The sequence below is a fragment of the Caballeronia humi genome, assembly GCF_001544475.1.
Classification (GTDB): domain Bacteria; phylum Pseudomonadota; class Gammaproteobacteria; order Burkholderiales; family Burkholderiaceae; genus Caballeronia; species Caballeronia humi.
The window spans coordinates 1-12,492 of record NZ_FCNW02000091.1 but is presented as its reverse complement, the minus strand read 5'-3'; the positions used below and the strand labels follow the sequence as shown (position 1 = coordinate 12,492).

Below are 12,492 nucleotides of genomic sequence, written 5' to 3'. Positions count from 1 at the left end.
TGTTCTGCGCGCTTCGACGTCAAGCTGGTAGTCAATGAAGTCTCTGCGCCCTCTTCGATCTTGCGCGTTGCGTGGATAAAGATTCGATCGCCCTGCCGCCTGGCTTCGCAATTGGGCGCGCAGCTATGATTGATCCAGCGTGCCGAGTTGCCGCCTTGGGCTCCGTCGATCATGCGGCCGTCGTCCAGATCGAAGAGATTGTGTGCCCATCCTCGGCGGTCGACCGGGCGACCCGGCGCTGTGTCTCCTTTGCCGTGATGATCTCACCCTTGTACTCGATGATCGGATCACCCGAGTCGATTATCGTGAGCGCGAAAACGCCTCGACCATGGATCAGCGAGGTCTGGACTGCAATGCGACGCATGGTGCCTTTTCACAGTTTGAGGAGGCGAAACGTCCACGCTTGCCTGACGACAGGCATAATCGCACATCATCGCATGCCCCGTCGTCAGATATGCCCGCTTCAACTCGTCGCACAAAACTTAAGCGCAAGCCGGCGCGCGGCACCTTGGTGCGTTACCAGGACCGCATTGCCGAGGTGATGGGTGAAGCGCGCGGGCAACGCGTGATGATTCGTTCCATTCACCCGGACGGAGAAGAGCGCCGCACAGCGGTGAAGTGGGTGAATCTGGTGCCCCTCGAGACTCAGCTTTTCTGACCGCGTATCACTGGCTCACCAGCGGCGGTAACTGGATGGCCCGCCGCCTTGTGCGCATTCGGTTCTCGCTGTCTTCACGCCTGGTTGACGGCATCCTTAAATGCCTTGCCCGCCGAGAACTTGACCGTTTTCGCTGCCGCGATTTCCATCGCTTCGCCAGTCGCGGGGTTTCGACCCGTCCGTGCTACCCGCTCGCCACGTCCGAATGTGCCAAAGCCGACGAGTTGAACGGCGTTTCCTGCCGCCACCTCCTTCGAGATGGTGTTCAAGACGGCATTGATCGCCTCTTCAGCGGCGCTCTTGCTCGTACCTGCCTCCGACGCAACTGCGTCGACCAGTTCCTCTTTATTCATTGAATGCCTTCCCTCTATTGAAATTGAACGCAATCTGCGTGATCGGTTTTGAAAACAGACTACCGCCGCTGCTACGAATCGGCGTTCGCCTCTAGGTCGAACAGATCTGAGGTTGTGCGGTGTCCGGCTAGCAGCTCTGGCAAATCACCGTTTCGAACCTTTGCAAGCGTGTCCGGCGACAACCAGATTTCTTCCATCGCATCAATGCCTTCCTCGATTATTCGCTGCAAAAAGAACGATTGCTTCCGTCCTGTGGCCTCGGCCAGCACGCGCAACCGCTGTTCGATGACGGGGTCGATGCGCACTGCCACGACCCTCAACTTATTCTCTGCAGATCTTCTCATCCGTTCCCTCCTTTTGACCGACCGCCGACTCGGGGCATCCGCCGGCCCTGGATGCGCCACTCGCTGGCGCCACCCGGTCAGTATCTACGTACGACCTTTCACCCTCGCCGTTTTGCCAACGGCTGCCTTTCGGGCTGCTCGCCTGACTGGCGGACTGGATTCGGCCGGGGGCACGCGCCGCGCCGGAGGGCGAGTCGTTCCGCGCGGCGACTTCAACTGCTCTTGAAGTGACTGGTGTGCCGCTTCGAGCGCGGCGAGCTTGCCCTGGAGCACCCCGGTCCGCTGGCGAGCGTCGCCCTGCTGCTCTTGCAGCGCCTCGACTGTTCGTCGATGTTCGGCATCCCGCTTTTCTGCGCGTTTGGCGGCTTCCGCCAATTCTTTCTGCGCTTTTACCACTGCGCCGCGTTCGCGATCGATTTCCAAGAGCGCACGCTTTTCCGAGGCGCGTAAGCGCTCCTCCGCACGATCAGCCGTTTCCCGAAGTTTTTCCAGATCACGCGAGAACGTGTCGCGTACTTTTTCCAGTTCTCGCTCGCGCGCGACCGCCTCCTCGCTGAGACGCTTGATCTACGCCTCGAGTGCTTTACGCGCGGCCGCCTCGTGCGCCTGCTGCCGCTCCAACTCCCGAATTTCGACCTGCGCCGCCAACAATGCCGCGGTGCGCTGTTCGAGCGCCGTCTCGGTCCGACCGAGTTCCTCGCGCGCAGCGACGACCTTTTGCTCCGCCTCGGCGCGACGCGCTTCGACGTCGTCACGAAGCGAGGTCAGTTCGGCGTGCGCGGAGGCCGCCGCGCGCGTCCAAAGCGTTCCGATCAACTCGCCTGCGGCTTCACTCAACTCTTTTGGCAGGTCCGGGTGCTCGATACGCACCCGACTCTTCTCTCGTAACTCCGCCCAGAACTCGGCGAGCACCGACGCCGGGGTGCTCATGGTGCCGCGCCGGACCAAGTGGTAGAGCCGATTGGCGGTGGGCGGGACGCCGAAGCGGAAAAACAGCAGCGCACACACCTCGCGATAGAGCTCGCGCGTCTTGGGGAACTCGGCCTTGAGGCGCTCGATATCGGCCGCGAGGCGGGTTTCGTCGGAAAGGACGTCGGACATGAGCGAGTGAGATCGAGCAATACCGAGAATAGTACAACGTATTTCGATATTTATCCAATCAACCTGGCGGTCTAATTTGACATTAGTGCTATAATGTTGAGGACTGGTATATACGGATCTGTTGCGTTCGTGCGAGTGGATCGGCGCTTTCCGTCACAACATCATCATGTGATGTTGGTAGTTTTGGTCGTTGCGGTTCGCACGGACGATCTCTGTGTTTCTACAACTGAATGGCGCTACGGTTCCGCCGTCGCTTCGCGGTCCGATGCTGCTTGATGGCATTGGATTGCCACGGTATTGGGCTGCCGTCTGGTCGGCGATGTCGTCATCCAAACTGGCAGTGTCTACGCATACAAAGAAACTCCGATATCTGGAAAACCTTTACCAACATGCGGCTGGTCTCGGTGTTGGCCCGAATGCGCTGGACGATGCGCTTGGAACGCTGAACGACGAAGCGCTGGCTGACATTCTCGAGTCGTGGTTTGTTTCAATCCGTAATCAGTCTGTGGTAACAGGCGCCGACGAGAAGCGCTGGCAGACAGGTCTCGAATTCGTATTGTCCGTGGTCGGGTGGATCTCGAAGAGTGAGGCCAACGATGACCGGATGAGACGCATCGAGGCACGGCTGCACCGGCTTGCAGCTCTTTACAGTCAGCTTCATGTCCGCCGAGATAACTCCGTGGACACGGTGCGTTCGTTGCCTGCCAGCACCGTTGAAGCACTGTACCGCCTGCTTGACCCGGACTCCCACCACAATCCATTCACCCGTGCGCCGACGCGTTGGCGCATCTTCGTTGCCTTTGTGCTGATGCTGCATCAAGGACTTCGCCGAGGGGAAGCATTGCTCCTGCCGGCTGATGCGGTGAAAAGTGCGTATGACCGTGGGCAGCATCGGACGCGGTATTGGATCAACGTCGCGCAAAACCGATACGAAGATTCGGAGGTTGATCCTCGCTATTCGAAGCCCTCCATCAAGAACGTGCATTCGCTTCGGCAAATTCCTGTTAGCGAGCTGACAGCCCGTGTGGTCCAACGTTACGTGGAGAACTACCGCGGCCGCCCCTCTCACTCGTACTTGCTGAATTCGCAGTTCGACACCCCCCTGTCGACGGAGACACTGACAAAAGCATTCGTGCTCGTATCCCGCAGCCTGCCAGATAACGTGCTTTCGGAGCTCAAAGACCGCACAGGCAAGGAAGCGATAACACCTCATGACTTGAGGCACACGAGTGCCGCCATGCGGTTGAATCAACTGCTTGAGAGGGGCGACCCCATGGACGAGGCGCTCCAGAAAATGCGAGTGTTCTTTGGCTGGTCCAGAACATCCTCGATGCCATCCCGGTACGCACGCGCCGAGTTTGAGGACAGACTGGCCGGTGTCTGGAATGACGCGTTCGATGACCGGGTTGCACTGTTGCGCGCCTTACCGCTTCGGGGTTGATATGCAGCAACCGCACAGTCCGACAAGCCCGCATCCGGATGCATCAGCTACCGGTGGCAGTGTCGATTGCGTCGTGGCAGCGCTGCCGGCATTGCCGCCAGTCATCCGCTACCGTGATGAATTTGATGACACCCATTATTCAATTCGTCATCCGGAACGGATGATGGTGTTTGAGCTGAAAATCTGTGGCCGGACGGTGAAAGTTGACTTCACACGGTACGAGGAAAAGCACGCTTTGCTGCTAAAGCACGTCTTCCTGTATCTCTTGGGCATGGATCTCGCCGTGTCCACGGCAACGGATTATCTGATTTCGGCGGCGCACCTGACGCGGGAAGACATCACCGACATCGTGCGCGCAGGCCCCTGGAAAATCAGGTCCGTCTGGGCGGCATTGCGCGCGCGGGAGTTGCCTCATTCGACTTACATCGCGGCAAAGTCACTGCTTCGGCTTCTGTGCTGCTACCGCCTCCACGGTTGGTCTAACTCCTACAGCGCCTACATTACCGATGTTCTCCCCTTGCCAGCCCAGAATCGCTATGCAGGCGTCCACTCCGGAGATGTGTTTTTGAGCGCGGATGAGGAAGCTGCGATTGTGCGACACCTGGACGAAACCGTCACAGCCCTTACATCCGGCGCACAGGTTCCACGCGAGGCTGTCTACGACACCGGCATGTTGCTGTGCGCCTACCAGTTCGCGATGCGCCCCATCCAGATTGCGATGCTGAGTATGCGAAACGTCCGCATCTGGTCCGACGCGCGGGACGGCTCGCCAACTGTGCACCTGACGTTCCACATGGCCAAGCAGCGAAGCAAAGCGAAGCGGCTGCCTCTGACGCGCAGGGTCAAGCGTGAATGGGCGCCTCTGTTTGTTGTACTCGAAGACTGGCGGCGTTCAGAGGGGACCAGTGATAACGCACACTTCTTCAATGTCCAGTCAAACTGTGAGGCAGGGGCTCGCATCGCCGCGCTTGTTCGCCGGCTGATTAGCTCCCAATCCCGTGGTAGTGCCAACGATCTACGGCATACCGCCGCCCAGCGCATGGTCGACGCTGGCGCGAGCCACGAAGAGCTCGCCGAGTTCATGGGGCACTCACTCGTGCCCTCCGGTCTAGTGTACTTCAGAACCTCAGCCTCTCACGCGGAACGCGTCAACCGCGCGCTCGGCGCTTCGGACATCTATCGGCGGGTGGCAAGGATCGCCCATGACCGGTTCATCTCCCCGGAAGAACTCGCCCAACTCAAGGGGGATCAACAGATCGCTGGCGTGCCTCACGGCATACCGATTGCAGGCATTGGCGGTTGCACGTCGGGACAGCTGGCGTGCCCCTATAACCCCATAACGTCGTGCTACGGATGCAGGAAGTTCATGCCCCTGCATGACAAGGCGATCCACGAGAGCGTGTTGGCCTCAATGCGCGAGGTGGTCGTGTTCTTCGTGCGGAGCTCCCGCGGGGAGACCCGGTCGCCAGCCTACCTCCAACTGCAGCGCACGATCGCCGAAATACAGACAGTCATTGACGAGTTGGAGGGCGACGACTGATGAACCCCCACTACGCCGCCTTCATCGAACTTGGGAAGGCCCTCGCTCGACAAAAGGGGGTGACCTGGGAAATGCCACTTGATGAGGCGGGTGCAGCACAAGACGGCGTCGGCTGGAACCTTACTGCCATTGCGGGCGATGTGCCGCCACCGCGCTTCTATTTGAAAGACCTGGGCCCTGATCGGAAGGCGTTGGCGATCATCAACGCCGGGCGCGTCGAGGCAGGCGTGCCGCCATTGACACAAGGGCCGCTGACCGTCGCGTGGCAGAACTTGATCAAGTCTGCCGCGGTCGAGCAGCTTCTGTTGCGGCGCAATACCGCGCAATACGTCATGTCGTGCATCACGCGTCCGCTGCGGGTGATCGCGTCATGCGTGGAAAAGGAACCGTGGCAACTGACTGTCGATGATCTTCGTCTAGCGATACGCGTGGGCGCGGCGATCCAAGCCAAAGGACAGCTGGGCGATCTGGTGATCGGAGCGGTCAAGGTTGTACTCGACGTCCAACACATTTGTGATGCGGGTCCCTTATACACATCCCTCGCTTTGCCTCGTATGAAAATGACGACTGTGACCAGGGCGAGGCATACGTGGTCAGAGGATGATTTGTGTGCTGATCTCGAAGATCGCAAACGGAAAGAACGGTTACCCGCGCGGCGAGCGTTCTGGGAGCTAACTCGTATCGTAATGACCGAAAAGCCGCTCACGTTCATGGACGATCTGCGGTTCGCTGTCATCCGCACGATGATCGTAACCGGCATGCGCGCGGGCGAAGCCGCCCTATTGCCTGTTGACTGGAAGCGGGAGCGCAGCTACCTGGATGCGAAAGGACGGCCAGCCGGAGAGTCTGGGGGCATCTCGACGGCCTTGACGGTCCGCCACTTCGCCGAAAAGCAGCAGGATGACGAATCGGATAGCCGACTCCTCCATGAGGCAACGCAGCCGGTTCCAGACATGTTCCGGGCGACGCTGACGCAGACGCTTGAGCGCGTTGAGCGTTTGACGGAGCCATTGCGAGCGACGCTGAAACGGCAATGCGAAACAGGCCGCTTGCTACCGTGGTACGGGGTCAATGATCTCGTCCCGTTCACGCACGCCTACGTGCGACTGACGGGCAACCCGTTCTGGCTGAACATTGAGCACAAGCCATTTATCGATCGCTATCGGGATGACTTCGATCCCGACGTGCTGACTGAAGTGCATCGACATCAGACAGAAAGACCCGAGCACAGTCCCGTCACGCTAGATATGGCGGTGTATCAGTTCGGCAAACGCATGCTCGAGAGGATGCGCACCGGGGAGACTGCGTTGCGGTTCCGGCAAGCGGACGGAAAGGTATTGGGAGTTCGGGATCGCATGGTCTGGCATAACACCTTTCTTCATGTTGGCGAGTTGGAGGATCATGTTCGCGCAACGAGCCAAACCAAGGTATCAGACACAACGCCGCTGCGGCTTGGTACCGGCGTCGTGCAGCCGTGGGAACTTCTGTTCGTTCAACCGAAGCGGTCTCTTGTCGAGGAGCGCAACGATGGCTTGTGCGACGTTGCCCGGATCATGTCGGTCGGTCGCCCTACCCCTCGGTTCGTCGGTCTCGCACTCGGTGACCAGCGGCAAATCCCGTCACTCTTCGAAAAATATGGACAGACGGACGCAGACCGGGCCTTGAAGATTGAGTCACACATGCTACGTCATCTTCAAAACACCGAGTTGTTCCGGCTGGGCGTGGCCGACACGATCATCTCGAAACGCTTCAACCGGCGCAGCATTGCGCAGAGTCACGAGTATGACCATCGTAGCCTCATCGAAGATCTCGATCAGATCGCACTCCCGCAGGACATCGAGATCATGCTTGGCGAGAAGGCCAGTACCGTTGCACGGCTCATCAAGAGGGGCAAGGCTAGCGGCCCGATCGTCGATACGTTCAAGCGTATCGAGGCGACCGAGGGCGACGCCGCCGCGTATGAATACCTGCGCGCCGAAGCCGACGGATTCCATGCCACTCCGTACGGACATTGCCTGAATTCCTTTACGGTCGACCCGTGCCCCAAACATCTCGAATGCTTTGCGGATTGCCGCCACCTGTCGGCCACCGATCTGCCAGAGAACCGGCAGAACCTGATCCGGCTCGAGGCCAAGTTCAAGTCCGCCCTTGAAACCATCAAGGCCAGAGCATCGACCAGTATCGGCTGGCAGAACCAACTTGAACACGCAGAGAAGCGGCTCGACGGCATTCAGAAAATTCTTGCAACACCGCCCGGTGAGCGCCCCTTCCCCGATGGCCCGGATCTCTCGGTGCCCCGGGAACGTGGAGTACTCGATGAGTAAGCCTGACGAGACAACATCGTCCAGCGACGACCAGATGCGCGAGATTCTCGAAACGCTGCTGGCGGAGGACGAAAACATCACGGCGCGCGCCATTGCACGACTACATCCGTCTATCAAAGCAGCATCGTCGATTACCCGCAGCGAGTCGCGCAGCAGGCTGCTTGCTCAATATCAACTGCGTCAGGCTGAGTACCGACAATGGCGCGCACGTGTCGCCAGACGGTCCGGCGCCGACACCGCGGCATCGCTTGCCGACAAAGATGTACGGATTGCAGAACTCGAATCCATTGTGCAACTGCTGACCGCGTCGCACCTTGCCATGCTGCGCGCCGTCGGCGAACTGGGCGGCGTGAACAAGTGGGCGAAGTTCTATGAACATCACCGGGAGATCCGTGACAGGCTCGCGGACTTCGACGCGATGCCGGCTGCACCGGTCTCGGCCATCCCGCCAGAAGAAAGTGGGAAAAAGATCAAGCGATAGCGCTTAACGAATCTCCCGGTCACGAAATGGCCGGCATCTGCGGTGGAAACCTGAATTCCTCCCGAAAGGAGCATCAGATGACCTATTGCAACTTCTTCCAGACCCTGTACGACGAGACACATCCGGTTGGCAACCTTGGCCGTGGCACCCATTACTCCGTGCTTCGGGCACCGGTCTGGCACGACGAGTTGCTAAATCGGATCGAACACTGTGCGTTTCTCGACTTCGCCGTCATCTGGGATGAAAACCACGATGATCGTGTGATTGATGCGGTCATGGTGCTTTACATCAGAGGCCTGCTTCCCCCTGTAAGGTATATCGGTGAAAGAAAAGGAATCCTGACTGTGCTTCTAGCACCGGACGTTGTGCGAAACTGGAACGCGGACCGGCTCGAACAGTATCGCGACGGGATCAGCGACATCTGCCAGAGTCTTGAAGACCCGTGGTCAGCGCAGATTGATATAGCCGATGGTCAGGAACATTCGATCATCCACGCATCGCGCGAAAACGTCGCCGTCTATCTCACAAATATCGATGTGCTGTGGCGCCTCGGCGTCAACCTGAAGAAATAAATTAGCGAGCCGTGGCGTGAAGATGAGCGCAACACGCCGGGCGACAAGACCGTTATGTCAGAGAGATCCTGTTGCGTCGCTCCGCCGCGAGTAACGCAACAAAAATCAGCCACGGCGGTGCGCAACAGGCAACCAAAAAAGAGAAGCCATCCTGTGGATAACTTGGGCCGCTTTGCCCGTTAAAATATAGCAAATCTGAAAAACCAAACCAACGCAACAGCAAGCCATATCTACCAAGTTTGTTGAAACGCTACGTCGTATCGAGTTCAAAACCGCGTGAGACTCAATGCCCGCTCTTCGGCCACCCGCATCCGTTGCACTTCACCCCGAGCCACTCGAATCCCTCTTGATTCCGTCGACGCTCGACGGGAGTGTGGGCGTGAATCGCGCGATCGACGGTCGGGCGCAGATCGCGGCCAATAACGACCTCGACGCGATTCGCGCGTGGCTCTCGCGCTTCCACGACACCAAGACCACCTTCGAGAGTTATCGCAAAGAGGCCGAGCGCTTGCTGCTTTGGTCGCTTGTGACGCTCGGCAAGCCGCTCTCGTCACTGACGCACGAAGATTGTCTGCGCTACCAGCAATTTCTGGCCGATCCGCAGCCCGCCGCGACCTGGATCGCCGGGGGTGGTCGCAAGCACCCTCGCCACGATGCACGGTGGCGGCCGTTCTATGGGCCGTTGTCGCCCGCGAGTCAGCGCCAGGCGGTTATCATTCTCAACGCGTTGTTTGCGTGGCTCGTGCAGGCGGGCTATCTTGCTGGCAATCCCCTTTCCCTATCCCGCCAGCGTACGAAGCACGCCGCTCCCCGCATCACGCGCTATCTCGAGCCAGGGCTCTGGCAGGAGGTCAAGGACACCATCGCGGCGCTTCCGCGTGACTCCGATCGCGCGCGTGCGCATGCCTACCGGGTGCGGTGGCTGTTCACGCTGCTGTATCTGGGCGGGTTGCGGATTGCTGAAGTTGGCGCGAACACCATGGGTCAGTTTTTTGTACGGCGCGACGCCGACGGAACCCTTCGCTGGTGGCTCACCGTTCACGGCAAAGGTGGCAAGGAGCGACTGGTGCCCGCGACGCGCGAAATGATGATGGAGCTTTCGCGCTACCGCCAGCAACTGGGCCTGAGTGCACTGCCCTCGCCCAGCGAAGAAACGCCGTTGGTTTTGCCGATTAACGCAAACGCAGCCAACGACCGAGCGCAGACATGCGCACCGCTGACGCGCGCCGGACTGCATGCAATCGTCAAAGACGTATTTGCGCAGGCGGCGGCACGACTTCGCGCGCGCGATGGCGCTTCGACGCGTGCAGACTTATTGGAGAAGGCTTCCGCCCACTGGCTGCGTCACAGCGCCGGTTCTCATATGGCGGATAAACAGGTTGATCTCCGGCTCGTGCGTGACAATCTGGGTCATGCTTCGCTGACCACGACGAGTCTGTATCTGCATATCGACGATGACCGTCGGCATCGGGAAACGGAAGACAAGCACCGTATCGATTGGTAGCAACGCTTCGGGTCTCGTCTTTTATTCCGGGCGCCTAGCTTTTCGGGATCCGCCTAACTCGATCTGCGCGGCTCAATCGTGGAAGCCGCAGTGGCAGCATCCCGCATCCTTGAAAATCGCCAAGATGTCGCGTTCGACCTCGTACGTGCGAGGGGCTCAGTCGAATGCGTCGTCACCCTCGAAGCACTTGAAGCGCATTCTGGCTTGAACCGGGCGCAAGCGACGCTCACACACTTAAATGCCTCGGCGATGGCCGCACGCAAGCGCTCGCCCATTCATCAGCGAACCTGCGGTTGACGCCGTCGGCTTTTACGCGACATCCGTGAGTAGAAGCCATCGGGCAACACTCGAGTGTTGATGGGACTCGTCACCCCGAGAGGTTTGCCGATCAGGCCAGGCCGTAGCGATGCCTGATCCTGCGTCTAGCTGGACCGACACTGGCGCCCTTCGCATTTCATCGGCTCGACTGATTGCGTTTGCATGGGAAACAGAAACCGGGCAGAATGTATCGCAATTGCGATGCAGGAGTGAATTCATGAAAACCGCTACCTTCCCCGCGGTCCGGGTCGAGCCGGAATTGCGCGAGGCGGCTGAAAGGGTATTGTCCGACGGCGAGAGCCTGTCGGCGTTTGTCGAGCAGTCGATCCGCGCGAACATTGAGCGCCGGCTTTTACGGAGCGATTTTATTGCCCGTGGCCTCGCTTCACGCGACAGCGCCAGGCAGAGCGGTCAATATGTATCGGCCGATGACGTCCTGTCTACGCTCGAGGCCCGACTCACGGAAGCGAAGACACGGCGCACGACTGCGCGATGACCTACGCGGTTCGATTTACCCTCGAGGCCGCAGCGGACCTCGACCGACTCTACGACTTCATCCTCCAGCGCGACGCCACCGATTTCACACTTGCCGAGGCGGCTCTTCAGGCGATTCGCAATGGCTTCGCGACGCTTCGGACTTCGCCGTTTACGTGTCGCAAAGCACGATCCGATGCGCCCTTCCTTAGGGAGCTGATCATTCCGTTTGGACGCAGCGGCTATGTCGCATTGTTCGAGATCGAAGACAGCGAAACGGTCACAGTACTGGCTATTCGCCATCAATTGGAGGATGACTATCATTGAAGTGCGATAGTTCACGCGCCGGCGTCCACAGCGCCTTGAGCCGTTCCTTCTCCGGAATGTTGGCCGAGCACTGTGACGCGTTTCGGCGATCCGCTGGCCTGCAGGCGCTTCCATAGCCGTCGTGAAACGGGTGTAGCGAGCGATCGTCATCAAGCTGTGACGAAGAGGCAGCATAGACGGTTAGTTGCCTTTCTCGGATTTGATAAAGCTTTCTCGCAATCCCGTCGACCCTAAATCCTCGACATTCCGGGGTAACCTTGCGACAGCTTCCAAGGTTCAGAGGCCGTTCGTGAGACAGAGCAGCGCCGCTTGTCGGCTACGCGAAAAAGCAAATCGACCAAATCCCGACCCCTGCAGCGCGCGATGCTGAGCAACCCGAGCGCATGAACATGGCGGCAGCGAGCGCACTTCGAGCCCCCAGCGAACCCAGTCGAGCAAAAGCGTCCAGAATGGTCACCCATTCGATCGGTGTCGGTTGCGTTAGGCGCGCTACCGATCAATGACGGTTCGCTGGCGCTGCTGGCGAAAAGAGTAAATGGCGGCCTGACGCTTTTCACTGTTCGTGGTCGCCGGCTTTTGCACTGCCCACCGCTCGTCGCGATCAGCGCATGCCGACCGCTTTGGGGGGTATCGCCGTGGTGGTGGCCGGCGGCAGCGCCTGAAGGCCGCCCATGAATCGGGGATCTCCAGCGACTGGCATCGAAACGTTATGCCGCCAGAAGCCTGCGCAGCCGTTCCCTACATCGCACCAGTGCAATCGCATCGCGCGATTTCTGAGTACAGGAGCACTTGTTCGAAATATTTGGTGGCCGCGAACATCGTGGACTACAGTGTCTCTTGCTACGCGCCTTTCAAAGCGTAGCTGACTCACAAAGTCACAGATGCGCAGACTTTCGTGCAACGCGCTTCTGCACGTCTCTGCCGACACCGAGCGGAAAACACGGTGGATTCTCTGCTGCGCGCCCATCGTGACAAGGCCGCGGCGCGGCGCTATTTCGAAAAGTCAATCGACCAAAATGGCGAGCCCGAGACGGTGACAATCGATAAAAGCGGTG

12 protein-coding genes and 2 pseudogenes are annotated in these 12,492 nt (G+C 59.3%); 10 read left to right on the top strand and 4 right to left on the bottom strand.

What is annotated here, in order from left to right:
- Positions 1-173, bottom strand: a 173-nt coding sequence (locus AWB65_RS37390) for an SET domain-containing protein-lysine N-methyltransferase (RefSeq protein ID WP_235008008.1), incomplete at its 3' end; no start/stop codon positions are given.
- 29 nt (positions 174-202) lie between these two features.
- On the opposite strand from AWB65_RS37390, the gene AWB65_RS37385 reads away from it, so the two are divergent.
- Positions 203-658 carry a hypothetical protein gene (locus AWB65_RS37385; protein WP_235008005.1) on the top strand — a complete coding sequence of 152 codons (456 nt, stop codon included), beginning with the start codon at positions 203-205 and terminating at the stop codon, positions 656-658.
- 74 nt (positions 659-732) lie between these two features.
- Here the strand turns inward: AWB65_RS37385 and AWB65_RS32915 are convergent, their stop codons facing one another.
- The 3 genes and pseudogenes from AWB65_RS32915 to AWB65_RS32905 form a co-directional block, all read right to left on the bottom strand.
- Positions 733-1,011, bottom strand: coding sequence for an HU family DNA-binding protein (locus AWB65_RS32915; protein ID WP_087671006.1), 279 nt, complete (start codon positions 1,009-1,011; stop codon positions 733-735).
- Positions 1,012-1,082: 71 nt separating this feature from the next.
- Positions 1,083-1,355 (bottom strand): YlcI/YnfO family protein, encoded by a 273-nt coding sequence (locus AWB65_RS32910; protein WP_087671005.1) that lies wholly within the window; start codon positions 1,353-1,355, stop codon positions 1,083-1,085.
- Positions 1,356-1,439: 84 nt separating this feature from the next.
- Positions 1,440-2,456 (bottom strand): annotated as a pseudogene (locus AWB65_RS32905) (DNA-binding protein).
- 214 nt (positions 2,457-2,670) lie between these two features.
- Between AWB65_RS32905 and AWB65_RS32900 the strand changes: the two are divergent.
- The 9 genes and pseudogenes from AWB65_RS32900 to AWB65_RS36760 all read left to right on the top strand — a co-directional run.
- On the top strand, positions 2,671-3,897 hold the full coding sequence (locus tag AWB65_RS32900) for a tyrosine-type recombinase/integrase (RefSeq protein WP_087671004.1): 1,227 nt from the start codon (positions 2,671-2,673) through the stop codon (positions 3,895-3,897).
- The gene (locus tag AWB65_RS32895; protein ID WP_235008003.1) at positions 3,842-5,437 is read left to right on the top strand and encodes a tyrosine-type recombinase/integrase; all 1,596 of its coding nucleotides are present in this window, start codon (positions 3,842-3,844) and stop codon (positions 5,435-5,437) included. Before AWB65_RS32900 ends, AWB65_RS32895 begins: the two co-directional genes overlap by 56 nt.
- Positions 5,437-7,761, top strand: coding sequence for a hypothetical protein (locus AWB65_RS32890; protein WP_087671002.1), 2,325 nt, complete (start codon positions 5,437-5,439; stop codon positions 7,759-7,761). Before AWB65_RS32895 ends, AWB65_RS32890 begins: the two co-directional genes overlap by 1 nt.
- Positions 7,754-8,242: a hypothetical protein gene (locus AWB65_RS32885; RefSeq protein ID WP_087671001.1), complete on the top strand. Its 489-nt coding sequence runs from the start codon at positions 7,754-7,756 to the stop codon at positions 8,240-8,242. The genes AWB65_RS32890 and AWB65_RS32885 overlap by 8 nt, the downstream gene beginning before the upstream one ends.
- 77 nt (positions 8,243-8,319) lie before the next feature.
- Positions 8,320-8,814: a hypothetical protein gene (locus tag AWB65_RS32880; RefSeq protein WP_087671000.1), complete on the top strand. Its 495-nt coding sequence runs from the start codon at positions 8,320-8,322 to the stop codon at positions 8,812-8,814.
- A gap of 286 nt (positions 8,815-9,100) precedes the next feature.
- On the top strand, positions 9,101-10,318 hold the full coding sequence (locus tag AWB65_RS32875) for a tyrosine-type recombinase/integrase (protein ID WP_087670999.1): 1,218 nt from the start codon (positions 9,101-9,103) through the stop codon (positions 10,316-10,318).
- A gap of 535 nt (positions 10,319-10,853) precedes the next feature.
- On the top strand, positions 10,854-11,132 hold the full coding sequence (locus tag AWB65_RS32870) for a YlcI/YnfO family protein (RefSeq protein WP_087670998.1): 279 nt from the start codon (positions 10,854-10,856) through the stop codon (positions 11,130-11,132).
- Complete coding sequence (locus AWB65_RS32865; protein ID WP_087670997.1) at positions 11,129-11,437, top strand: type II toxin-antitoxin system RelE/ParE family toxin; 309 nt, start codon at positions 11,129-11,131, stop codon at positions 11,435-11,437. The genes AWB65_RS32870 and AWB65_RS32865 overlap by 4 nt, the downstream gene beginning before the upstream one ends.
- A 931-nt stretch (positions 11,438-12,368) precedes the next feature.
- A pseudogene (locus tag AWB65_RS36760) lies at positions 12,369-12,492 on the top strand (DDE-type integrase/transposase/recombinase); the annotation flags it as partial.